Consider the following 25,150-nt stretch of genomic DNA (forward strand, 5'->3'; position numbering starts at 1 on the left):
AAATTGAAAAATGAACTCATTAAACGTAACATTTTACAATGTATAAAAACGTTTTTAAAGTTCAACTATGGTATCTGATATGGATTTTCTAACTTTTTTAAGATCGGCAAAAAAATCATCTTCAGACCTAAAACCTACAGGTAATAATAGTACGGAACTTAAACCATGCTTATCTAATTGTAAGGCTTTGTCCATTTTGGCAGGAATAAAACCTTCCATAGGACAACTATCAATACCTTCCACAGCACAAACTGTCATTAAATTACCTAGAGCAATATAAGCTTGCCGTGTAGCCCAATTATACTTCTTATCTACAGGCATATTATTTATAGTGGTTTTCATGCCTTTTTTAAAAGGTTCTAAAATACTATCTGGTGTATTTCTTATTGCTTTTATATGGTTAAAGTGTTCATCAACATCTTTATCATCAATCTCGTTCTGTATGCATAGTATAAGTAAATGGGATGCATCTGCTACTTGACGCTGTCCATAAGAAAATTCAACTAACTTTTCCTTAACTGCGTCATCCTTTACTACAACCATTTTTAAGGTTTGTAATCCATAAGACAATGCTGTAAGATTAAATGCTTCTTTTAAAACCTGTAATTGCTCTTCTGATAGTTTTTTTGAGGCATCAAATTTTTTAGTGGCATAGCGCCATTTTAAATTATCTATTATCGACATGTTCTCGTTTTTTACAAAAATAAGGAATAAGCATTTGAATTTTAGTACAATTTATTTTGAATACCTTTATAATCCTAATTCTTTTTAATGTCTAATATAGCTATTCTTATTCTTGCTGCCGGAAGTTCTTCTCGTATGAAAATTCCTAAACAACTCTTACCTGTTGGTAATAAAACACTTTTAGGTCTTACTCTAGAAAACGCATTGAACTCTAAAGCAAATAACGTACATCTAGTTCTTGGAGCAAATTCAGAAGAAATTAAAAACTCCATAAAGGATATAAGTGTTAACATTATTCTTAACCCAAACTACAATAAAGGTCTAAGCACCAGCATTATTGAAGGAGTTAAACATATACAATCCAAATCTTACGATGCTGTCGTTATAATGTTAGCAGACCAACCACGGTTGGACACGAGCTATATCAATCAACTAATGGATGCTTTTGATGAAAATCCTGAACACATCATAGCTTCAAAATATTCTAATGTATTTGGTGTTCCTGCTATTTTCCCAAAATCCGCTTTTGAACAACTTCTAAAGCTAAAAGGTGATAAAGGAGCTAAAACATTTTTAAATTCTGAGAAAGCAAAAGTTATAGCTATAAATACAACTGAATTTAAAGATATTGACACTCCTAAGGATTACAAAGATTTTTTAGAATCGCTATAATTTCTTCAGGTTATGATTGTTCATAAAAAATTAATAATCAGAGGTTTTAACATAATTATTTTTTAACTTTAGCTGAATATACACTAGGTCTATGGCAAGTTATAATTTAAAGGTAAACGGGAAAAAAGTTTCTGTAAACACAGACGACGATACCCCTCTTTTATGGGTACTTCGTGACGAACTCAATTTAGTAGGCACAAAATATGGCTGTGGTATTGGTCAATGCGGTGCATGCACTGTACATATCGATGGAATTGCAATGAGAAGTTGTTCTGTTCCTGCTTCGAGAATGGAAGACTCAGAAATAACTACTATTGAAGGGTTAGCTGACGAAAAATTGACTCCTGTGCAAGAAGCTTGGAAAGAACTCGATGTTCCACAATGTGGATACTGCCAAGCAGGACAAATAATGACGGCTTCTTCATTTTTAAAACAAAATCCAAATCCTAACAATGAGGAGATAAGAAATGCCATGCATAGTAACCTTTGCAGATGCGCAAGCTATAATCGAATTGAAAAAGCCGTAGCATTGGCTGCGAAAAAAATGTCTTAAGCTGAAAAATTATGAAACAACAAGAAAAAATAACTTTTAGCAGACGCGATTTTATCCGTACTTCTGCCCTAGCAAGTGGCGGGCTTTTAATAGGATTTAATTTTTTTACTGCTTGTAAGGAAGCAGCGAAGCCACCTGTAGATATTTCAAAATTAAATTTTAACGACTTTAATGCTTTTATAAAAATTGCAGATAATGGTTATGTCACTATATTTTCTCCAAACCCAGAGATTGGACAAGGTGTAAAAACATCTATGCCTATGCTAATTGCAGAAGAGTTAGATGTACCGTGGGAGCATGTTTCTGTAGCTCAAGGTATCTTAGACACTAACAACTTTACCAGACAAGTTGCAGGAGGAAGTCAGTCCATTAGGTTTGGTTGGGATGCTCTGCGACAAACTGGTGCATCTGCCAAACAAATGCTAATTAATGCTGCTGCAGCAAAATGGGGAGTTGATGCTTCTACATGTACAGCTTCAGATGGAATAATAAAAAATGCTAATGGTGATGAATTGAATTATGGAGATGTTGTTAATGAGGCTGCAAAATTGGAAGTCCCAGAAAACGTCACCTTAAAAGAACCTAAAGATTATAAAATTATAGGTAAAGATGCCATTAATGTAGATATGGACAATATCATTACTGGTAAACCATTATTTGGTTTGGATTATAAGACTGATGGTATGAAGTATGTCTGTGTTGCGCGTCCACCAGCATTCGGACAAAAAATAAATTCTTACGACGCAACTGATGCTAAAGCCGTTTCTAGTGTTTCTGATATTATACAATTTGGTGATAAAATAGCTGTACTAGCAAGTAATACTTGGGCAGCTATGAAAGGTAAAAAGGCTTTAAAAATTGAATGGATAAATAATGGCTCATTAGAGAGTACTTCTGACCATGATAAGCAATTAAATAAAATACTGGATAGCAATAATTTGGATGTTCGACGTGAAGATGGCAATGTAAAAAAAGCTTTTGCTGAAGCCGACAAAGTTATAGAGCGCGTTTATGAGTCTCCATTTTTACCACATAATTGCATGGAACCTATGAATTTCTATGCCAATGTAACTAATGAAAAAGTGCATCTAGTTGGTCCAATACAGACACCTGCAGGCACTGCAAAACGTATTGCTTCCCTAATTAATAGAGATGAAAATGATATTCACTTAGAAATGACCCGAATGGGAGGTGGTTTTGGAAGACGCTTATATGGTGATTTTGCGCTAGAAGCTGCTGAGATTTCAAACATTACAAAACAACCAGTCAAAGTAATTTTTTCTCGTGAAGATGATATGGCTGCAGGTATTTATAGACCTGCCATAAAATATAAAATTAGAGCTTCACTACAAGATGGAAAAGTTACAGGATATCACCTAAAAGAAGCTGCTATTAATTCTAATATGTATGGCTTAATTCCTAATTTCTTTCCTGCTGGTGCCATTGCAAATTATAAAGTGGAAACAGGAAATTACAAAAGCAATATTACAACAGGTGCTTGGCGCGCGCCTTACACTAATTTTTTAGCATTTGCAGAACAGAGTTTCTTTGATGAATTAGCATTAGAGCTGAATATAGATCCTGTTCAGTTACGTTTAGATTTACTTAGTAATGTTGAAGATGGCAAAGATTCTACCATTGAGTATTCAGCAAAACGAATGACAGAGACTATTGAACTAGCTGCTGAAAAAAGTAATTGGGGAAAACCAAAATCAGGAGTTCATCAAGGGTTTGCAGCCTACTATAGTCATAATACTCATGTTGCAGAAGTGGTGGACATCATTATGAAAAATGGAAAGCCAAAAGTTGAAAAAGTAACTGTTGCTGTAGATTGTGGTATTGTAGTAAACCCAACTGGGGCAAAAAACCAGATTGAAGGTGGCGTGATTGACGGTATTGGCCATGCTATGTACGGAGATTTTTCTTTTGAAAATGGAAAACCTCAAGATGTTAATTTTAATACATATCGCTTAATCCGAATGAAAGAAACACCCATTGTAGAAACCTATTTTGTAGAAAACGAATTATCTCCAACCGGTTTAGGTGAACCAGGATTGCCTCCAGCTGGTGGTGCATTGGCAAATGCTATAAGAACAGCAACCGGAACATCTTTAACAAAGCAACCATTTATTAAAGAACTAGAGCGTCGCAAAACAGATTTGAGCGTTTAATAAATGTATAATTAGATATAAAAAGCCCATTTTATTATAAATGGGCTTTTTTAATTACTAAACTTCTGTAGTTATCTTTTTTGATCTATAAGCTGGAAAAAAGCCTGTATCATCAGTTTCCACAACCTCTCCTAGCCTTTCCTTTGTTAAAGCTTTATAAGCTTCTTCATTAACAATATGTTTCCAGGTTTTAAATTCCCTAAAGTCTTTAGAGAAACCACTTTTAAACTTAAACAGTGAATCCTCTCTACTACCTAAACCACCTCCAAGGTTGAAATACTTATAACCCTCTTCTGTGGATTTGATACGCATTTCATCAATAATGAGCTTAATAGGGTTTAATTCAAAATGATCTTCGCTAAGCCCTGACAAATGATATTGAACAATATCACCTTTTTTCATAAACATTGAAGCACCTATAATTTCTTGAGTTTCATTAAAAATACATAACGACAACTCAGATTCATACTCATTACTTGATAATATTTCACGATAATACTCATCAGAGAAAAAGTAAATATCCTTTGCATCAACTCTTTTCATGTTTTCATGGTACAAGTTGATAAAAGCATCAAGGTGATCATCAATGTTTCCTTCTATTACAGTACATGATCTTCGAGATTTATTTAAATACGTTTTTAGTCTTCTATTAAACTTTGCTCTTTGGTTTTCAATGGTATCCGTTAAATCTATATTAACAACTTTACCATGTGTAGCCACTGTACCATATCCACTAAGAATCATTTCTTGGTGGTCCATATAAGGATGAAGTCTGGTAAAAACTGAGACTATATTATTTTCATTAAAAAATGTACTTAGCTCATTTTGGAAGTTTTCGTTACTAAAACCTTCACCAATATTTTGCACCAATGGTCCAGCATAACCATATACTGAGGTAAGGTCTTTATAATTAGAGTTTTCTATATCTCTTAATAGCATAGGCATTACTATTACAGTATCTCCTTCTGAATATTTTATAAGTATAGGTTGCTCATCATCATTTGCTGAGAGTTGATGATAATCGTATGTATAATAAAAGTCTGAATGTGCAACTAATGCTATCTGCTCCTTCCATTCTTCTTTATCTTTTATTGCTTCAATCATTTTATAGCTAATTTGTATTATTGAAATTATAAAAAAATATGAATTTGTTAAGTCAATCTAAATCATATTATTAACAAGTTAAATCTAAATTCTAAACATTGCTCCATTTGGTTTTAAACCAAGATAAGCCATACCAGCCTGATTCATCCAATGTGGCTGAATAATTCCGTGTTGTAACACCGCAAAAATATCTCTGTGAGCTCTTTCTATTTTGTTTTCAGTATATAATGAGACAGTACCAGCAGCTGCATAAATTTCGGATACCATAGCTTTAGCATTAGTACCAGCTTCGTAAGAAGCAGACCATACATCTGCAAGTTGTATATCTGTATATGTATTTCCTTTTTTAGATTCTTCCCATATGCCCGCTACAGATTTATGCAATTGTCCACGAAGTGCATTTAAAGTTGTAATACTTTTTGCTACCACACTTTGAATGCGATCACGATCTCTTAAATCAGGATTTTTTCCAGGTGTAACTCTTTCCAGACATATTTTAACAAGGTCATCAGTTGCTGCTTTTAGAATACCAAGAGCAATAGCTGCACATCCAGCAGAATTTAAACATCCAATAGGTAAACGACTATATGCATTGTCAATAGCCACAGGGCTATCAAAATCTACAGCATAAGCCTCTTTAACAAAGTGATTTTCTACTTTTACATCATGGCTACCTGTACCTTTCAATCCTCCAACATGCCATGTATCAATAATTTCAATAGCTTCTTTAGGTATGAAAAACAATTTTAATTTTGCACCAGGTCCTAATGTAGATGGTAAGCCTTCACCTGTAACTAAACAACGTAAAACAAACCAGTCTGAAATCTCACATCCAGATACTAATGTCCATCTTCCAGATACATTATATCCTCCTTCAACAATCTCCGCTACTCCTTCTGGGCGTGCTGAGTTTGCATAAACATGAGATGTATCTTTATAAATCTCTCGCATACTTTCTTCGTCTAGATAACGACCAAAAGTACAAGCTAAATGATTATTCCATACGCTCCAACCAATAGCAGCTTCAGAACTACTGAGTTCTTCATAGGCTTTTAATACTTCTACTGGGTCATCTTCCCAACCACCAAGAAATTTTGGTAGTCCCATTCTAAATAATCCAGAAGCAGCAAGTTGTTCCACAACTTTTGGAGCAAGTCTTCTTAATTCTTCAGTTTCAAAACGATGGGAAATAGCCGTAGAATGAATTTCCTTGGCTGCATCTGTAGGTAAAGTTTTTGTTTTTTCTAAAAATGGTGATTTGTGCATAGGTTACAATATTAAATCGATGATAAATATAGTCATCAAAGTTAGATAGAATTTTAAAAAAATAGCTAAAGTCGAAAGCAAAATATAATATGCTTTACTTAGTTCAGGGCTTTAACGAGTTGAAATATATTATTATATACCGAAGCACTTCATAATTAATGGTTTAAATGCTAAAAAAATTGATTATCTGTGAAACTGAAGCTAACTTTATAGGAATTATTGCCCATTTAGATTAGATTATTAAATTAGACTATTTTGATTCATTTTTGTTTTAAAAAAATAGCCTAAAGGAAATATTTGGTGTGAATCCTAATGAGAAACGTTGTATGACTTGTTGTAATTCTAAGCCTGAACCTTCATCTTCTGACCTGTACACAATAGAAATAGGTGTTTTTCTATTATAAACATTCAAGGCAGAAACACCTATTTGAGCTTTCCAATTTTTAGTTTTATTTATTTTAAAGTTATAAATAGCAGAAGCGTCTAAGCGATGATAATCCTTTAAACGGACACTATTAATATCACCAAATTCTACTAAAGTTGTTTCTGAATCAAAGTTTTTAATAGGTGTATAAGGTTCACCTGTTCTGTATTGCCAACCCAATGATAATTCAAAATCATTAAGTGTCACGGTATTTGAAATTCTGAAGCTATGTGTTATATCATTATTGCCTGGAAAATAACCATCTTGAATGCTAGGAAATTTAAATCTTATTTCATTAAAAGTATATCCAGCCCAAATACGGTAATTATTAACGCGTTTTTTTAGTAAAATATCAATTCCTTTTATTGAACTTTTTCCCTTGGTTAATTGAAGTTGAGGAGTGCTAAAACCGTCAGTATAGGACGTTAAACCATCTAGCTTTTTAAGGTAAGCATCAACATCTATTGTCCAACTATTATTGTCGTACAACAAACCTGTAGATATTTGATCACTTCGCAGTAATGGATAATCTGTTTTATTAGATAGTCGCCAAGTATTATTATCTAGTCGCAACTCACCTTGGTCAAATTCTACAATTTGAGCAATAGGTTGATGACGCCTTTCTATACTTGCTTTTATTCGTAATGTTTCACTTAAAGCGTATTCGGCATTTATTCTAGGCTCAATATATACATCTCCTAAGCTACTATAGTGTACAGCTCTTAATCCAAAACCTATGACACTAGAGTTTTTTGCATTGTAGTTATACTCCGCAAATAATGCATTTTTAAGATTTTTGTCTCTGTCTTTTATATTCAGGTTATCTTCAGGCTCAGATGGTTCAAAACTATAAACATTAATATCTACTATACTATTTGAAATTTGATAGCCAAAAGTTAAAAACTGTCTCTTACCTATATTCCTATGCGATTTTATATTCAACCCAATATCAGTTATAAAGTTATTTCTAATATTTGTTTCGTCTAACGCTCCTTCAATAAATTCTTCAGTGATGTACTTAGAATTATATCTTGAAAAATAAAGAGTTGCTTCTTCACTATTGGTTTCAGAACTTATGTGTTTCCATTTGAAACTAAAACCTATGTTTTCAGTAGCTACTTCATCATCTTTAGTTTCACCATCATCGCTAAATTCAAAATCCAATTCATTTCTGGTATATAAGCTACTTAAAACAAATTTATTGTTGTCATTTGGAGCAAAAATAACTTTAGAGCTGATGTCGTGAAATGAGAAATCATCAGAGCTCGTATCTACTGTGTATTCATCATCGTTTGGAACGTTAATGATATCACCATTAATATCTCGCACAATACCAAAATTTCTGAATATTTTTTCAGCATAACTATCATAAGTTGGGCTTCTTACCACATCACCATACGAGCGCCTTGCAAACAAATAAACTGCAAGTTTATCTGATAATGGAGTTTTAATATACCCATCAACGCTTATGCCATCAAAACCTAAACCACTTTTAGTTTTACTAGGTATGTCTTCACCTGAAGAAATATCTATAATACCAGAAACCCGATCACCATAAACAGCGCTTGTACCAGATTTAAAAATGTTGGCACTCTGGGTTGCATAAGGGTTAAGTGTAGAAAACATGCCATAAAAATGACCCGTATTAAAGAGTTTTATATTATCAAATAAAATAAGGTTTTGGTCTGGTGAGCCACCTCTAATTTGAATTCCAGAGACAGATTCATTTAAACTGTTTATTCCAGGGATTAATTGGATACTTTGAAGTAAATCTGGAGTTACAAGACCTGGTAATATGCCTAACGAATTGCTGGTAACATCTATTGACCCATCTTTTTTTCTATCTATTCCAGAGGTTACATAACCTGATATAACTACAGCATCAAGCAATTCATTACTAGCTGTTAAAAAGACTTGTTGACAAGTCTCTTTGCCCAAAAAATCTATAGATACATAACCTTGGTTATTAATTTTATAGATATTGTCTTCCGTTTTGTTAATAGAGAAAAACCCTTTGGAGTCTGTAAAAGTGTTTTCGCCTGTGGATGAATTTATTATAGCATATGGAATCGGTAGTTTTGAATCTTTATCTAAAACATATCCACAGATTTTATTATCGGTGTTTTTGGGAGCGACAATGATTTGGTTATTAGATATTTTCTCAAAACTTAAACTGGTTTGAGACTCTAAAATATCGAGCAATTCATTGAGGTCAATATCCTCAACATTTAAGGTTATTTTTTTATTTTGAATAAGGTCTATTGCAAAAGAAAAGCAGATGTTGTATTGCGTTTCAACTTGTTTAATTACCTCATTTAAGCTTGTATTATTATAATTATAACTCTGTCGTTTTTGGGCATTTCCTATTGCTATTGTAAATAATAGACTAAGGAAAATAACATACTTCATAAATTACTTTATAAATTAAGACAATTTAAATATAATATCTTATTCTGAAAGTATATAAACGTTTTGTTCTAATTTGTATTTTATTCCCATTGGCACTAAAGTTGCCTTTAATGCAATATCTATGTTTTTATGATCAAAACTTCCTGAAAACAACCGATCTACATTAACGTTTTTGGTGTTAAAAGTAACATCAAAATATTGCGTTAATTCCTCAAGCACTAAGTATAGAGGTTGCTCTTCAAATTTTGAAAAACCTTTTTTCCATGAAGGTTCATCTTCATTAAATGTAACATCCTTAACATCACTATTTTCTATGCTAATTTGCATTCCTCTAGTCAATATTCTAGAAGGTAATTGCTTATTATTTTGAGAAAATTCAACTTTACCTTCGTAACATTTTAGTTCAAAATTTGTTCTATCCTTGATATTAAATTCTGTCCCTAAAACCTTAACGGTTCCTTTTGAAGTTTCTACTTTAAAACCATCTCCTTTCGTCACGGTGAAATAAGCTTCACCTGTTAGGTTTACTGTTTTGTCATTTGACCAAAAGAAACGTTTAAAAACCACACTAGAATTGGCGTTTAAGTTTACCTCTGAACCATCTTCTAAAACAATTGTTTGTGTTTCTCCAATACCATTACTAATAGTCTTTGAGGAATTTAGAAACAGCCCTAGAGAAATAATTAATATTGCAGCAGCACTTATTGTTTGCCAAAGACGAATAGTTTTAGGTTTTGAAGGTTTAGGTTCTAATTTTTGTTTTACGCTTTGCAAAGCAGCTTCAACATCAATATCAGGACCACTTAATTGTCGAGATTCTTCATTGATGAGTTTATATTGCTTGTAGGCTTCAGTCTTTTTAAACGCTATAAGCTCCTCTTCAGAAAGCTCACCAGCTATCCAACGTGCCAAAAATGTTTCATCTGTATCGTAATTTTCCATCATAACTTATAAGCTTCTAATAATAAGACAGTAAAAAAAGGTTCCACCCTATTATATCTTAATATGTTTTCCTAATATTTCGCGTAATTCTTTTAACGCTTTACTCATTCTGCGTTCAATAGCTTTAACTGTTAGCCCAGTTATTTCTGCAATTTCTCTATAGGTTTTATCTTCAACCCTACTTAGCAAAAAAACTTCTCGCTCTTTAGGGTTTAATGTGTTAATTGCTTCTTTAAGCTTAACTCTAAACTCATCAACTTCTATTAAAAAATCAGGGCTTTCATAATTTGTGTTTTCTGTAATAGTCTTTTGATGTTTTAAGACCACTTTTTTATGCTCTACTTCATTCAAAAACGAATTATTACAAGCAGAAAAAATATAAGACTTGGCTTTTGAGTATATAATAGTGGCACAAAACTTCCAAATCTTAACAAATACATTCTGAACAATATCCTCCGCTTGATTAAGATTACCACACTTATAATAGATGTACTTGGTTGCAAGTGCGTAGTACTTTCGAAATAATTCGTTATAGATTTTTTCTTCGCAAACAGAAGGCTCTTTTTTTGGCATCTTTTTCCTCAATGAGACTTCAAAAATACTCAAAGAATTAAAATATCTCATTAAAAAATAGGGTGAAGTCTTTTTTGCCTGTAATAGTAGTAAGAGCGAATGTGGAATCATTAACTAAATCTGCATCAGTCTAATTAAACACAAAAAACATAATCTAAATATCTACGCCTATTCTGAATAATTACTTCACACCAAATTTTAAAAAAAATGGCACAACAGACAGAAATGAAAACACAAGAGAATTCATTATTTAGAAAAACAAGCATGATTAACTCTATAGCTTTTAGAGCTATGAAAATTTACTCCATAGTATTTGCCCTTTTATTTACAATTAATTTATCATCCCAAAACGACACTATTGAGAGGGTTAACAATGAAACCTTTTTTCTAAAGAAAAAGTTTATTGTACCAACAACCCTTACTGGTGCTGCATTTTTATTTACACATAGTGATTTTGAAATACGTCTTCAAAACAAATTACAGAAAAATCTGAATAATAATTATAGTACCACATTAGACAACTACACGCGATATGTTCCTGTTTTACAAATGTACACAGCTGATTTATTGGGTGTAGAGGCTAAAAATCACTGGTTTGCACAAACTAGAAATTTGGCTTTGTCTTTATTGCTTACCAAGTACACCACCAATATTTTGAAAGGTACAATATCTAAACCAAGGCCCAACTTACGGAATAACAATTCGTTTCCATCTGGTCATACATCAGCCGCATTTGCATCTGCAACAGTGCTTTATGAAGAATTTAAGGACTCTAGTCCTATACTGGCGTACAGTGGCTATGTATTCGCTTCAAGTACAGCATATTTAAGAATGGCAAACAATGCGCATTGGCTTTCGGATGTGTTATTTGGCGCAGCATTAGGGATTACCATAACCAAACTGGTGTATCATTTTGATTATCTATTTGATTGGAACCCATTTGAAGTCAAGGAAAATATTAATTTAATGCCCATGATTGATTCTGAATCAATTGGACTAGGATTAGCCATAAAATTTTAAGCCGCTATGGAGACAAAACCGCTTAAAACCAATAAAAAAAGAGTAGATTTTTCTAGATATATCAATAAATATAGAAGAAAAATAATGGGAGCTTTAACGAAGAACGTAGGAAAATCTCAATTTAAGACAGTTATAAACACAAATACAAAACCAGAGATAAAGAAAATATTGATTATTAGACCAAATCATAGGTTAGGAAATTTACTACTAACGACTCCATTAGTTAAAGAAGTGGTACAAGAATTTCCAGATTGCGAAATAGATTTATTAGCGAAAGGTAAGTTAGCACCTATAGTTTTTTGTAAGTATAGTAACATTAAAAATTTTATTCTCCTACCAAGAAAACCCTTTAGCGAAATAATAAAATATTGTTATATCTGGGTTAAAGTAAAGACCTTTAAATATGATCTGGTTGTTAATGCTACAAAAGATTCTTCCTCTGGACGGTTACTTACAAGTATCTCTAATTCAAAATACAAAGTATTTGGCGAAATTGATGATTTAAAAACAGCTGAGAGTAAGCATATGGCAAAAAATCCAATTTATAACCTAAGGGATTACCTTAGTAGAATAGGATTAAAACGCAACAACAAGTCCATTGCTCAACTTGATTTAAAATTAACAAACAATGAACTCATAAAAGGCAAAAACATCTTAGATAAAATTGTACAGAATGATAAAAAAACCATTAGCATATTTACTTATGCAACTGGGAAAAAATGCTATTCAAAAACATGGTGGAATGAGTTCTATACTCAATTAAAGGCTAGCCATAAAGATTATAATATTATTGAAATACTTCCTATTGAGAATATATCGCAAATTGATTTTGCAGCTCAATCATTTTATAGTAAGGATATTCGTGAAATAGCATCAGTGATAGCTAATACAACATTGTTTATAGGAGCAGACAGTGGAATAATGCATTTAGCAAGTGCTGCTAAAACAACTACTGTTGGATTATTCTCAGTAACAAAAACTGCAAAATATATGCCTTATGGAAATGGTAGTATTGCTTTACACACTAATAAAACCACTATTAGTGAATGCATCACCGAAATTGACAAAATTCTTGATAAGAAGAAAAAGAGTACATTAACTTTAAGTGAATATTATATATAAAGTTACGAAAGAACATAGTTAAAATAAAAAAACCCTTGAAAATCATTTGATTACAAGGGTTTCTTTTGCGGAGAAAGAGGGATTCGAACCCCCGGAGGTGTGACCCTCAACAGTTTTCAAGACTGCCGCATTCGACCACTCTGCCATTTCTCCTTTAGCGGATGCAAATATAAAATCCTTTTTCTTGTAGGCAAAGGTTTTTTTCTAGTTTTTTTTATAAATTTCAATACGCAGATTTAAAACCAAAAATTAGCAACATTTAAATTAGCATTGTATTTTCGGCACAATATATGTTGAAGATAACGTTATTATCACAAATCAATCTTTATGAAATATTATATTCTACTCTTTTTAGCCTTGATTGGTATTAATGGTATTGCACAAAACAATACAATAGCTGCAGGTGAAAGCCTAGTTTACACGGCATCCTATAATATGTCTGGTATATTAACAGATATAGCACAAGTAAAAATGGAAACTAGCGAAGTTAAAACTTCAAAAAGTACATTGTTACGTTTAAAGTGTACTGCAACAACTTTTAAAAAATGGGACAATTTTTTTAAAATAAGAGATTTGTACGAAAGCTATGTTAACCCAAAAACACTCACTCCTTACCTCTACAAAAGAGATATTAGTGAAGGTGGTTACTATAAATTTATGCAATACAAATACAACCATAAAACCCATTTAGTTAAGAGTCTTAAACGTAAAAAAAATAGAGAAGGTAACTTTTGGGACGAAAATAAAACTGTGAAAATAGGAGCTTCAACAAAAGATTTGGTAAGTACCTTATATTATATCAGAAATTTAGATATACATAAAGCAAGTGTTGGTGACCAGCAGAACTTTACGGTTTTATTTGACAATAAAGAAACTGTTATAACCTTAAAATATATCGGAAAAGAAACCATTGCTACCGAAATAGGAAACAAGGAATGTTATAAACTATCAATATCGATAAAAGGTAGTGATATATTAAAAGGCAACAACGATAATCTCTTATGGCTTACCGCAGATGCTAACAAAGTACCTGTATATGCAAAGTTTAAGATTCCAGTTGGTAATGGTGAATTAAAAATTAAATCTGCAACTGGATTAAAAAATTAAAAAATGAAAAAGCTATTTATAATTCTTGGTTTTATTGCAGCAATCATAGCTGTAATTCTCGCAGTTACACCACTTTCTAATTTAGCTGTTTTTCCGATTGTTGTTGGTTTTATAAGCGGATTGGTCATACTCTTCCTTTCCAAAAAAGATAATGTCAAAACTAAAACCATACAGTATATATTTCTTTTGTTGATTATAGCTTTAGGTCTAACTATATACAAAAGTATCTATTATACCTCTGAAGTCGGTGATACTGAACAACTAGAAGAGCGCGACAAAAAAAATCTTGAAGATTCTAAAGAAATTCTGGAGGATATTGAAATTGATGAAGATTTTTAAAATTACAAACTGAACGTAAGAAAACATTTCATTATTTTATCTTACTTTTACGCAAATCAATCAGTTACATGAAAGTATTAGTGGCATCTGCTCTTATCCTTGTTGGGTCTTGTTCAACTATTAGACATAGCGAAAAAATAGAAAATCTAAAAAGCAGCATTAATTATGACAATACAATTGTTGTAGATAAGTATCTAAATACCATAAAACCTGAAGAATTAAAGGTCCATGTCGAAGAAGTATCTTCAAATAAATACAATGGACGAATGACAGGAGAAGAAGGTCATAACCAAGTTTGCAACTATATTAGGAATTATTACAAATCTCACGGCATCAAAGCTCCTGAATCTCATCCTAATTATTACCAAAAAGTTCCGAAAGACGTATTGCCTAATAATTTAAATGAGTCACAAAACATCATTTCTTATATAGAAGGATCCGAATTTCCAGACGAATATGTCTTTATCACTGCGCATTCTGATCATGAAGGAGTTATTAATGGAGAAATTTATCCAGGTGCAGACGACAATGGCTCTGGTACAGCCGCAGTTTTAGAAATGGCTGAAGCTTTTAAAAAAGCAGCTGACGAAGGTAATAGACCTAAACGAAGTATTGTGTTTTTACATGTTACTGCTGAAGAAGTTGGACTTCATGGTTCTCGTTATTATACTGAAAATCCTATTTTCCCAATTGAAAATACTGTAGCCACTCTTAATATTGATATGATTGGTCGTATTGATAAAGGTCATGAGGAAGGTGACAACTATATCTACATCATTGGAGCTGATAGAGCAAGTACTGAACTCGATTTTATTGTTCAGAAAGCAAATTCAGAATTTGTAAATATTGATCTAGACTATAGATACAATGACGAAAGAGATACTAACCGTTATTATTACAGATCCGACCATTATAATTTTGCATTAAAAGGTGTACCTGTTGTTTTCTTTTTTAATGGAGAGCACGATGATTATACAAAACCAACAGACACTCCAGACAAAATTAATTATCCTCTGTTAACAAAACGCGCAAAACTTATCTTTGCCACAGCTTGGTATTTAGCAAATTCACCAGACCGCTTAAACGTTGAAATTATCTAATGTTAAAGTTTGTTAAAAGAAATTCAGTGCAAACGACTGCCCTATGCTATTTTTGTAATTTTAACCTCTATTTAGTTTAATATCAATCACCTTATTCTTTAAAAAATACTAACTCTAATTTTTTATTATAATGAAAAAATTAATACTTATTTTTTGTGTTTCTGGCTTAATAATAAGCTGCGGAACATCTTCAAAAAGTAATTCATCTTCTATATCAAAAGATGAAACAAAAGTGGCAGATCCTACCAAATATGCTGCTACTATTACTACCGATGAACTAAAAACTATGCTCTATAAGTATGCTTCAGATGAATTTGAAGGAAGAGAAACTGGTGAAAAAGGTCAAAAACTGGCGGTTGAATACTTAAAGGAGCAATATAAAGCAATGGGTATTCCTACTCCACTGGGAGGAGATGATTATTTTCAAGAAGTGCCTTTAGAAAAACAAAGCGTTTCTGAAGCAAAAATTTCAGTTAATGGTAAAAACTTTATGAGTTTTGAAGACCATATTGTTTTAAGAGCCTCTGGAAATGACGAGATCGCTGTTGATGAGATAATATATGTTGGCTATGGTATTGATGCAGATAATTATTCAGATTATAAAAACATCGATGTAAAAGACAAAATTGTACTTGCAAAAGCTGGTGAACCAAAAGATGCCAATGGCAATTACGTTACTTCTGGTGATACCGAAGATACTAAGTGGACCAACGGACGCCAATCATTATCGAGCAAGAGAGATGCTGCGAGCAGTAATGGTGCCAAAGGGCTGATTTATATGGATGATAAATTATTTTCGCAATATGCACCTTTTTTCCAAAGGCAAGCGTCTTCAGGATCAACAGGACGACTAACATTAAAAAGTCTTGAAAAGGATATGGTGATGTTGATGGTAAATGAAGATTTAGGCAAGGCCATATACCCTTCAATATTAGAGGATGATACACAAAAAAGTGTAAATGCTAATTTGAACTTAGTCATAGAAAATAAATCTGAAACTATTACATCTGAAAACGTAGTTGCGTACATCAAAGGCTCTGAAAAACCAGATGAGATTGTAGTAATTTCTGCGCACTTAGACCATGAAGGTATTAAAAATGGAGAAATCTATAATGGTGCAGATGATGATGGTTCTGGTACAACTGCCATTTTAGAAATAGCTGAAGCTTTTAAAAAAGCAGAGATGGATGGTAATGGTCCTAAGCGCTCTATTTTATTTTTGCATGTTACTGGCGAAGAAAAGGGACTTTTAGGTTCAAGACACTATACAGATAACGATCCTATTTTCCCTTTAGAAAATACTGTTGCAGATCTTAATATTGATATGATTGGAAGAACAGACCCAAAGCGCAAAGAAGGAGACAGAAACTATATCTATCTCATTGGAAGTGATAAATTAAGCACAGAATTACACAATATTTCTGAAGAAGTAAACACCAAATATTGCAACGTAGAATTAGATTACAAATACAACGATGAAAATGATCCTAATCGCTTTTATTACCGCTCTGATCATTACAATTTTGCAAAGAACAATATTCCAGTAATCTTTTACTTTAATGGTACTCATGATGATTACCATAGACCTACAGACACAGCAGATAAAATTGAATACGATTTATTGGAAAATAGAACACGCTTGGTGTTTTATACTGCATGGGAAGTTGCCAATAGAGACAAAAGAATTGTAGTAGATAAAGCTTCAAAATAGATTTAGCGATATAAATAAAAACTCATAGACCTTTCAAAATCAATTGAAAGGTCTTTCTTTTTAAAATAAGTTTAAAAAAGGTTTTGCAGAAAATAGTAAATAATATACATTTGCAATCCTAATTAACATGGTGGTTGTAGCTCAGTTGGTTAGAGCGCTGGTTTGTGGTACCAGATGTCGTGGGTTCGAGTCCCATCTTCCACCCAAAAAGATAAGCCTTTCAGAAATGAAAGGCTTTTTTTGTTTTTCTATTTTAAATCAAATAATGAATCAACAGCAGGATAACGCTCTACATTATAGCCTTCTGCGTGTTCTACACCAATTAGTCTTCCTAAATTTCTTGCTCTATAGATTATACTGTCAGTAAAGTTTTTACTGGAAATAGGTGTTTCTGGCTCGTTACTTTTAGGGTCGAAAAATTGCGTCTTATAGGCTAAAACTGATTCCATTTTCTTGTCCATAAAACCCGTGACATCAACTACAATGTCTGGTTCTATATCTTTCCACTGTATATAATGATATACCGCTTTAGGTCTCCATGCGTCTTGTTTAGAATTTTTGTCTTTATGAACTGTTTCTATTTTTCGTAAGCCACTTAAAAAACAAGCATCACTTACCAATCTACTCCCTTTTCCGTGGTCTATATGTCTATCATCAATAGCATTACAAATCACTATTTCAGGTTGATGGAAACGAATCAATTTTATAATTTCTAATTGATGCTCCTTGTCATTAACAAAAAAACCGTCGGCAAATCCCATATTAGCTCTTGAACTTACACCTAGTATTTTAGCCGAATTAAACGCTTCCTCATCTCTGGTTTCTGCAGTTCCTCTAGTTCCTAATTCGCCTCGAGTTAAATCTATAATTCCAACTTTTTTACCTTTTGCAACTTCTTTTGCCAAAGTAGCACCACAACCTAACTCAACATCATCTGGATGTGCACCAATAGCCAATATATCTAGTTTCATTATTATTTTTTATTTTGAAATTTTATTAATTGATTGTTCAATATCTTGTTTTAAATCTTTCACCTCTTCAATTCCAACGGAAAATCGGATTAATTGATCACTTATACCAACCTTATCTCTCTCTTCTTGTGTTAATAATGCATGAGATGTTAAATGCGGTGAAAGCACTGTACTTTCAATACCGGCTAAACTCATAGATGGTTTTATAAGTTTTAATTCCTTTTGAAAGCGCTGCGAATCTAAATCCATAGCTAACTCAAAAGACAACATAGCGCCAAAACCGGTCATTTGCGATTTTGCCAACTTATACTCTGGATGGGATTTTAATCCAGGATAGTAAACCCTTGATACTTTAGGATGCTTGTCTAACCACTTTGCCAATTTCATAGCATTCTTGGTTTGGGCTTTTACGCGCAATCCCATTGTTTTCATACTACGTTCCAACATCCAAACGGTCATGTCGCTTAAGCTGCCACCAAGGTTTTTTCCAACATTCCAAATCCGGTCCATGTGCTCTTTAGTACTTGCTACAGCACCTGCGCAAATATCACTGTGACCGCCAAAATATTTGGTTGCCGAATGCATTACCATATCAATACCCAAATCAATTGGGTTTTGGTTTACAGGTGATGCAAAGGTATTGTCTATAGAGGTTAAGATGTTTTTTGATTTGCCCAGCTTGGCAATGGCTTTGATATCTGTTATGGTCAATAATGGATTTGAAGGTGTTTCAATATGAATCAGTTTTGTGTTAGGTTGAATAGCTTCTTCAAAGTCTTCAACTTTATAACCATTGGTAAAGGTATATTCAATACCATATTTAGGAAATTCTTCTTTTATAAAATTTACCGTTCCTCCATACAATGTATTTTGCACTACTAAATGATCACCTTGTTTTAAAAAAGCCAAAAACATAGTACTAATAGCTGCCATACCCGAACCAAAAATCATCGCTGCTTCTGTATGCTCTAATGCTGCAATTTTTTTAGATAAGAATTCTTGATTAGGAGTATTAAAATAGCGTGGATAGCGTTTTACATCGACATCAAAAAATTCGTAAGACGAACTCAAATATATAGGCGATACTGCACCTTTAAATTGTTCGTCTTTTATTTCACCTACATGAGTACATATAGTGTTGAGACCTATTTTTTTCTTTGACATTTTTAGTGATTTTTAAACTATAAAATTACTAAAAATGAAAGTAGATATGTTATTTAGCGATGCAAACTTTAATTGTTTGCACAAAAGTTGAAGTTTCGATGATAGCAAAGTAAATACCATTTGAAATTCCTAAGGTGCTCATAGTATAATCTGAAGTCATAAAAAGACCTTCTTTAATCTTTTTTCCTTCTGAGCTATATAGGCTTAATCTAGCAGTTTCATCAGGTAATAAACCAACAAGGTGAAGCTCATTATTGGCTCTTGAATGCCATAATTTTATTTCACTTTTTTCTGCTTCGTTAGTGGATAACAAATAATGAGCACTTATTGCTAAGTGTGTTGAGTTAGAAAATGTGACAAAATAACGGTTTAAATAAGTACCAGCCGATAGGTTTTGAGTTAAATTGGAAGTATTCAGTAAAGTATAAGAATTTAATTCTAAATCGTATAAATAAACATCAACTGGGCTCGAAAAGCTCTCTAAAGCATTTAAGGATATAGAAACCTCTCCTGCATTTGATAAAAACATTCCTAAGGGATAGTATTTAGTTGCATCAAAGGCACCAACACCTTGAATAACATAACGATTGTCTTCAATCATCCAGTTTAAGTCATCTTCTAAATCTTCTATATTAGGTGAGTCGTATCCGTAATCCACTCCATCAGTTGCAGAATTATCTTGCACAAAGCCTAATGCTAATTGTCGCGTATAGCCTTCAGGATTTTGAAAATCTATTCTAACAATTTGAATATCTGATTGCGCAAAAGAAAAACTAAACGCAAATAATAGTAGGTACTGAAATTTGATAAAAGCTCTCATAAGATTTGGGCGGTTAGGTGAACTATCTGCCCGAAATCTAATCTAAATTTTCAAAAAAATCCACAAAAAGCATATTTTTACGATTAAATGCGTATAATTTTAACATTTAAGCAATTTGCTGAAACTTAAATTTGGCATTAAACTAAACATTAACCGACTTCCAATGGCCTTTTTTAAACCATAAAATTCCAATAATTGTTATTAAAACCTCAGCAATAGTAATTGCCATAAATACACCTAAAGGTCCAAAATTGAACTGCAATGCCATGAGATAAGCAAATGGCAACTGAAATAACCAAAAGCAAATAAAGTTAATCCATGTAGGTGTTTTAGTATCTCCAGATCCGTTAAACGCATTAATGATTACCATTCCATAACCATAAAACACATAACCTGCAGCTATAATTCTAAGACACAAAGCTCCATTTTCTATCACAGCAGTATCTTGCGTAAACCATGCTATTATTTCTGGTGCAAAAATGAGGTATATGATGGATACCAAGCCCATAAAAATTGCACTGTACTTACCTGTTTTCCAAACGGAATCCTCAGCACGTTGTGGTTTTTTGGCTCCTAAATTCTGACCAACTAAAGTAGCTGCGGCATTACTCATTCCCCAAGCTGGCATTAAGGTAAACATCATGACTCTTATGGCTATGGTGTATCCTGCAAGGACTTCACTACCAAACTCACTCATAATTCGCATTAAGAATACCCAAGACGATGTACCAATTAAAAACTGACCAATACCACCAAGTGATACTTTAATAAGATTGACCATTACAGCGACTCGTAAAACCAAATCCTTGAATCCTACTTTTATTTTGCTCCAGCCATAAAACAGTACCATCAACTGAAATATTACAGCAGTACCTCTACCAATAGTCGTCGCAATTGCAGCACCTTTTACTCCATAAGCAGGTATTGGTCCCAAACCGAAAATAAATATTGGGTCTAAAATAATGTTCAATCCATTAGATAATACTAAAGCCCACATTGCAATGGAAGCATCACCTGCTCCTCTAAAAATGGCATTAATTAAGAACAAAAGCATTATAGTAACATTGCCTCCAAGTAATACTTGAGTATAACCATAGCCTTCGGCAATTAACTCTGGCTCACCTCCCATTAATTGCAATATTTCTTTAGGATATAAAATACCTATTACACTAATTATTGCAGCTACAAAAACACCAAGACCTATTACCTGCACTGCTGCTTGCGAAGCTCCTTCCCTATCCTTTTCACCAATACGCCTTGCTACAATTGCTGTTGCAGCCATACTTAATCCAATGGCTACAGCATAAACCAATGTAATTACAGATTCTGTTAGACCTATAGTAGCTACGGCATTAACACTTACTTTTGAGACATAGAAGATATCTACAATAGCGAAAATGGATTCCATGAGCATTTCCAATATCATTGGAATTGAAAGCATAAACACTGCGCGTCTTATACTTCCAGATGTAAAATCTTGTTCCTTTCCAGAAACGGCGATTTTCAAATACTTAAAAAATTGTTTTATTGAGATTTTATTTGATTGCATTACTTAATAATTTAAAATAAGACCTAGTCAAACAAAAATGTTTGACCACAGACATCGCATGAAGTCGCGATAATTTTTCCCTAAAAGTTTTATTAAGCAATCATAATGACGCAAATATGCGTATTATTTTTGAAAAATCTATAATTAAATTAAAACCAAGTAATAATTTACAAGGCTTTTTAAGCGATTCTTATTTATAAAATACTTTATACTTTCTATAAGCTAAGAAAGCTACTAAAGCAATAACACCCAAAGTAATTGCTATAAATTGGAAGCTCAATATTTGGTCACCACTTGCATAAGCATGTAAGCCTGACAAATAAAAGTTAACACCAAAATACGTCATTAGAATACTTCCAAAAGCTACAATAGACATTAAGCTATACAACCAACGTCCTCTTAGTCCTGGTATTAATCGCATGTGGATTACAAAAGCATAAATCATAATACTAATTAAAGCCCATGTTTCTTTTGGATCCCAGCCCCAATAACGTCCCCAACTTTCATTTGCCCACATACCACCAAGGAAATTTCCTATGGTCAGCATCACCAAACCAACTGTAAGAGCCATTTCGTTAATAATGGTCAACTCTTTTATATTGATTAGCATGCGTTCTTTATTCTCCTTATTAGTAAGAATCATGAGCAACAAAGCTACCAACCCTAAAATCATACCTATAGCAAAAGGACCATAACTTGCAACGATAACAGAAACATGAATCATCAACCAATAGCCTTGTAGTACTGGCTGTAAGTTTGCTATTGCAGGATCCATCCAATTCCAATGTGCTACCATTAAAATCATTGAACAAACAAAAGCTGATGCAGCTACAGTAAGATTACTTTTTCTACCCAACAAAAGACCAAATAGCATAACTGACCAAGCCACATAAATCATAGATTCATAAGCATCACTCCATGGTGCATGTCCAGACAAATACCATCTCCAAATTAAACCTAAAGTATGGCATATAAAGAATACTACAACGATACCAATCATTGTATTAATAGCGATTTTAAGTCCTCTGCTTTTATACTGAAAAATCTGAACAATTATGAGTACAAACAAAAGTGTAGCCGCATACATATACCAACTAAACAATCGCTTGAAGATATCGTATTTATTATATAAGATTTCTGATTCTATTTTTTTATCAGAAAGCATAATCTCACTACCAAATTTCTGTTGGGTTTTCTTTATGCCTTCCAATAGTTCTTCGGCTTTTGTAAAATCGCCTGTTTGCTTGCTATTATTTAAGGTTACCAAATAGGCACTAAAACCATTATTAATAAAATTGCCATATAACGAATCTGCAATCTTATCACGATAACCTCCTTCTCTAAATTCTAATGAAGAAATCCAAGTATTGTTTTCATCCTCTGGAACAGGAAATATTTTAATGGAACGTCCTTCAATAGCATTATATAATAAATTAACTCGCGAATCGGCTTCTTTCACTTCTTTTTGAAAACCATTTGGCACTTGTGCTTTATAGGCTTCTTCTAGATATGGACCGAGTTTATATCTTCCATCTGGAGTAAAATAATCAATAAGACTCGAATATTTTTCATCATAATCCAAACCAATAATTGTTCTTATTGAATCCGCTTTTCTAGACTTTAAATATATGATTGGTACATTATACCATAGTAATGGACTCTCTTGTATGGAAAGAAAAACCTGTGTGGCATTAAAATCCTCATAAGTATCACTTTTGCTCAACTTACGAAGCATCTCTGAAGCATACGTATGCATTGGCATCATACGACCACTATAATCCTGTATCACCATTTTAGCAAACTTATCTGCATGCTCAACTGGTGTAATATTTGCCCTAAGTATAGAGTCTATTTGTGCTTTTTCTGGTTTTAAATTTTGTGCATGATTGTGACCGTCATTTGCTGAATGCTCTTGAGCAAAGCCAGACAAACTAAATAACAAGGCAATCATAGTCATCATTTTGGCTTTCTTCTTTTTTAGCTTATCTAGTCTGCTACGTATCTCATCAAAACGCGTGTGTTTAGCAAACAGAATTGCCATTAAACCAAAATACAATAACATATAACCAGCATAGGTAATATAAGTTCCCCAACGATCGTGGTTTACTGAGAGTACTGTACCTTTTTCATCGGCATCAAAACTGGCTTGAAAGAAACGATAACCTCTATGATCTAGAATATGATTCATATAAATATGGTAATCAAAATCACCTTTTTCCTTATCCAAAACAGTAACTTTACTTTCGTACGATGAATATGCTTTTTCCGTACCTGGATATTTCTCGGCAATAAAATCGTTTAACTTAACAGCAAATGGTAGTTGCTCTAATCTAGAGCCAAAACGCAATGCTATATCTAATCCACCAACTTCTATCTCTTCGATACCGTAATACGTGCCAGGTCCACCTATGAGGTTTACGCTTTTTGTTTCACCATTGGCAGAGACATCCAACACAATACCACTTTCATCTCCTTTTAAGATTCTTGGCTTTTGAACAATATCAAAAACACCTTTTACTACTGGTTTAGGAAAAACCAACTGCATATTTCCTATAATATAACGCGAACGTAATGCCAACGGCTGCAAGCTATCCTTAACCAACTTGCCTGTTGTACCTGTTGCCATGGTCATATATTCGCCTTCGTAAGGAGATTTTATAAACAAACCGTCTTCCGTATTGGTAATATTAATGGCTCCTTCTTGTTCTTTGTTTAATGAAATAAGCACATTATGTAAATTAGAGACCTGACCTTCTTTTAAAAAGTGATTATGTGGTCTTCCATCACCAGCTTCAACAATTTTTAGATAGTTTTCACCATTGTCATGTGGTACGATATCCTTCTCTGCTCCTTTTATAAATTTCTTAAGTTCAAGTGTTACTTCAGCATCACCATAACTGTAAGTTTCTTTAAAATCATTATCTAATCGAGGTGAAAAATCAACCTCTTCCATAATGTTTCGTTGTTGTAATTGACCATTGATTTGATAATCACCTAATATTCGTCCACTGATGTAGGTTTTTTGAGAACGGAATTGACTTTCTGTTTCGCCTTCTCTTATATTCATCATCCCTTCATAACCGATGTAACGCGTAACAGCAGCACCAACAATTATAAGAATCCAAGCTAAATGAAGAATTAGTGTTGCCCATTTCTCTTTCCTCCATAGCCTATATCTAGAGATGTTTCCAACAAAATTGATGACAAAAATCACCATAATAGCTTCAAACCACCAGGCATTGTAAATCAGTGTTCTGGTATATGGTGTTGGCGAGGTCTCCATGTTTCTATCTAGTATTGTTCCTGTTGCCATGGCAACAGCAAATACAATAAATAAAACAGCTGTAAGTTTAGTGGAGAATAGGAAATTAGCGAGTTTTTTTTGCATAGCTATAGGCTTATTTTAAGCTCGTGCAAAGATAAGCCTTTTTGATGATTTAGATGTAGTT

General features: G+C 33.0%; 20 protein-coding genes and 2 tRNA genes. 10 read left to right on the forward strand and 12 right to left on the reverse strand.

Annotated elements, in window-relative coordinates:
• Positions 1-54 precede the first annotated feature (54 nt).
• Positions 55-684 carry an NAD(P)H-dependent oxidoreductase gene (locus ACFFGA_RS06540; RefSeq protein ID WP_386061422.1) on the reverse strand — a complete coding sequence of 210 codons (630 nt, stop codon included), beginning with the start codon at positions 682-684 and terminating at the stop codon, positions 55-57.
• Positions 685-771: 87 nt separating this feature from the next.
• Here ACFFGA_RS06540 and ACFFGA_RS06545 point away from each other — a divergent pair, with 87 nt between their 5' ends.
• From ACFFGA_RS06545 to ACFFGA_RS06555, 3 genes are all read left to right on the forward strand, one after another.
• Positions 772-1,356, forward strand: coding sequence for a nucleotidyltransferase family protein (locus ACFFGA_RS06545; protein ID WP_386061425.1), 585 nt, complete (start codon positions 772-774; stop codon positions 1,354-1,356).
• A 91-nt stretch (positions 1,357-1,447) separates the two neighbouring features.
• On the forward strand, positions 1,448-1,909 hold the full coding sequence (locus ACFFGA_RS06550; RefSeq protein WP_386061427.1) for a (2Fe-2S)-binding protein: 462 nt from the start codon (positions 1,448-1,450) through the stop codon (positions 1,907-1,909).
• Between the two features lie 11 nt (positions 1,910-1,920).
• Positions 1,921-4,080 carry a xanthine dehydrogenase family protein molybdopterin-binding subunit gene (locus tag ACFFGA_RS06555; protein WP_386061430.1) on the forward strand — a complete coding sequence of 720 codons (2,160 nt, stop codon included), beginning with the start codon at positions 1,921-1,923 and terminating at the stop codon, positions 4,078-4,080.
• Positions 4,081-4,137: 57 nt separating this feature from the next.
• Here ACFFGA_RS06555 and ACFFGA_RS06560 read toward each other — a convergent pair whose 3' ends face one another.
• From ACFFGA_RS06560 to ACFFGA_RS06580, 5 genes are all read right to left on the reverse strand, one after another.
• Positions 4,138-5,184, reverse strand: a complete 1,047-nt coding sequence (locus ACFFGA_RS06560; RefSeq protein WP_386061433.1) for a GNAT family N-acetyltransferase — start codon at positions 5,182-5,184, stop codon at positions 4,138-4,140.
• An 84-nt stretch (positions 5,185-5,268) separates the two neighbouring features.
• Entirely contained in the window at positions 5,269-6,450 is a 1,182-nt protein-coding gene (locus ACFFGA_RS06565) for an acyl-CoA dehydrogenase family protein (RefSeq protein ID WP_386061436.1), read from the reverse strand.
• 271 nt (positions 6,451-6,721) lie between these two features.
• Positions 6,722-9,283 (reverse strand): FecR domain-containing protein, encoded by a 2,562-nt coding sequence (locus tag ACFFGA_RS06570; RefSeq protein ID WP_386061439.1) that lies wholly within the window; start codon positions 9,281-9,283, stop codon positions 6,722-6,724.
• 39 nt (positions 9,284-9,322) lie between these two features.
• Positions 9,323-10,228 carry a FecR family protein gene (locus ACFFGA_RS06575; protein ID WP_386061441.1) on the reverse strand — a complete coding sequence of 302 codons (906 nt, stop codon included), beginning with the start codon at positions 10,226-10,228 and terminating at the stop codon, positions 9,323-9,325.
• 48 nt (positions 10,229-10,276) lie between these two features.
• Positions 10,277-10,798 (reverse strand): RNA polymerase sigma factor, encoded by a 522-nt coding sequence (locus ACFFGA_RS06580; protein WP_386061444.1) that lies wholly within the window; start codon positions 10,796-10,798, stop codon positions 10,277-10,279.
• 207 nt (positions 10,799-11,005) lie between these two features.
• On the opposite strand from ACFFGA_RS06580, the gene ACFFGA_RS06585 reads away from it, so the two are divergent.
• Together ACFFGA_RS06585 and ACFFGA_RS06590 are read left to right on the forward strand one after the other, a co-directional pair.
• Positions 11,006-11,818, forward strand: coding sequence for a phosphatase PAP2 family protein (locus ACFFGA_RS06585; protein ID WP_386061447.1), 813 nt, complete (start codon positions 11,006-11,008; stop codon positions 11,816-11,818).
• Positions 11,819-11,824: 6 nt separating this feature from the next.
• A complete protein-coding gene (locus ACFFGA_RS06590; RefSeq protein WP_386061449.1) occupies positions 11,825-12,940 on the forward strand; it encodes a glycosyltransferase family 9 protein in 1,116 nt (371 codons plus the stop codon).
• A gap of 68 nt (positions 12,941-13,008) precedes the next feature.
• On the opposite strand, the gene ACFFGA_RS06595 is transcribed toward ACFFGA_RS06590, so the two are convergent.
• Positions 13,009-13,093 (reverse strand) — tRNA-Ser (locus ACFFGA_RS06595).
• Between the two features lie 174 nt (positions 13,094-13,267).
• On the opposite strand from ACFFGA_RS06595, the gene ACFFGA_RS06600 reads away from it, so the two are divergent.
• The 5 genes from ACFFGA_RS06600 (at position 13,268) to ACFFGA_RS06620 (ending at position 17,402) form a co-directional block, all read left to right on the forward strand.
• The gene (locus tag ACFFGA_RS06600; RefSeq protein WP_386061452.1) at positions 13,268-14,047 is read left to right on the forward strand and encodes a DUF3108 domain-containing protein; all 780 of its coding nucleotides are present in this window, start codon (positions 13,268-13,270) and stop codon (positions 14,045-14,047) included.
• Between the two features lie 3 nt (positions 14,048-14,050).
• Entirely contained in the window at positions 14,051-14,386 is a 336-nt protein-coding gene (locus ACFFGA_RS06605) for an FUSC family protein (RefSeq protein WP_386061454.1), read from the forward strand.
• A 68-nt stretch (positions 14,387-14,454) separates the two neighbouring features.
• Positions 14,455-15,486 carry a M28 family metallopeptidase gene (locus ACFFGA_RS06610; protein WP_386061457.1) on the forward strand — a complete coding sequence of 344 codons (1,032 nt, stop codon included), beginning with the start codon at positions 14,455-14,457 and terminating at the stop codon, positions 15,484-15,486.
• Positions 15,487-15,616: 130 nt separating this feature from the next.
• Positions 15,617-17,197: a M28 family metallopeptidase gene (locus ACFFGA_RS06615; RefSeq protein ID WP_386061460.1), complete on the forward strand. Its 1,581-nt coding sequence runs from the start codon at positions 15,617-15,619 to the stop codon at positions 17,195-17,197.
• Between the two features lie 129 nt (positions 17,198-17,326).
• Positions 17,327-17,402, forward strand: a tRNA-His gene (locus ACFFGA_RS06620).
• Between the two features lie 43 nt (positions 17,403-17,445).
• Here the strand turns inward: ACFFGA_RS06620 and bshB1 are convergent.
• The 5 genes from bshB1 to ACFFGA_RS06645 all read right to left on the reverse strand — a co-directional run bounded on the left by bshB1 (position 17,446) and on the right by ACFFGA_RS06645 (position 25,089).
• On the reverse strand, positions 17,446-18,168 hold the full coding sequence (gene bshB1 / locus ACFFGA_RS06625) for a bacillithiol biosynthesis deacetylase BshB1 (protein WP_386061462.1): 723 nt from the start codon (positions 18,166-18,168) through the stop codon (positions 17,446-17,448).
• Between the two features lie 9 nt (positions 18,169-18,177).
• On the reverse strand, positions 18,178-19,332 hold the full coding sequence (locus ACFFGA_RS06630) for a trans-sulfuration enzyme family protein (protein WP_386061465.1): 1,155 nt from the start codon (positions 19,330-19,332) through the stop codon (positions 18,178-18,180).
• Between the two features lie 49 nt (positions 19,333-19,381).
• Positions 19,382-20,152, reverse strand: coding sequence for a T9SS type A sorting domain-containing protein (locus ACFFGA_RS06635; RefSeq protein ID WP_386061468.1), 771 nt, complete (start codon positions 20,150-20,152; stop codon positions 19,382-19,384).
• 142 nt (positions 20,153-20,294) lie between these two features.
• The gene (locus ACFFGA_RS06640; protein WP_386061470.1) at positions 20,295-21,701 is read right to left on the reverse strand and encodes an MATE family efflux transporter; all 1,407 of its coding nucleotides are present in this window, start codon (positions 21,699-21,701) and stop codon (positions 20,295-20,297) included.
• A 190-nt stretch (positions 21,702-21,891) separates the two neighbouring features.
• The gene (locus tag ACFFGA_RS06645; RefSeq protein ID WP_386061473.1) at positions 21,892-25,089 is read right to left on the reverse strand and encodes a cytochrome c biogenesis protein CcsA; all 3,198 of its coding nucleotides are present in this window, start codon (positions 25,087-25,089) and stop codon (positions 21,892-21,894) included.
• Between the last annotated feature and the right edge of the window lie 61 nt (positions 25,090-25,150).

It is taken from the genome of Winogradskyella pulchriflava, assembly GCF_042434315.1.
GTDB classification, from domain to species: Bacteria; Bacteroidota; Bacteroidia; order Flavobacteriales; family Flavobacteriaceae; genus Winogradskyella; species Winogradskyella pulchriflava.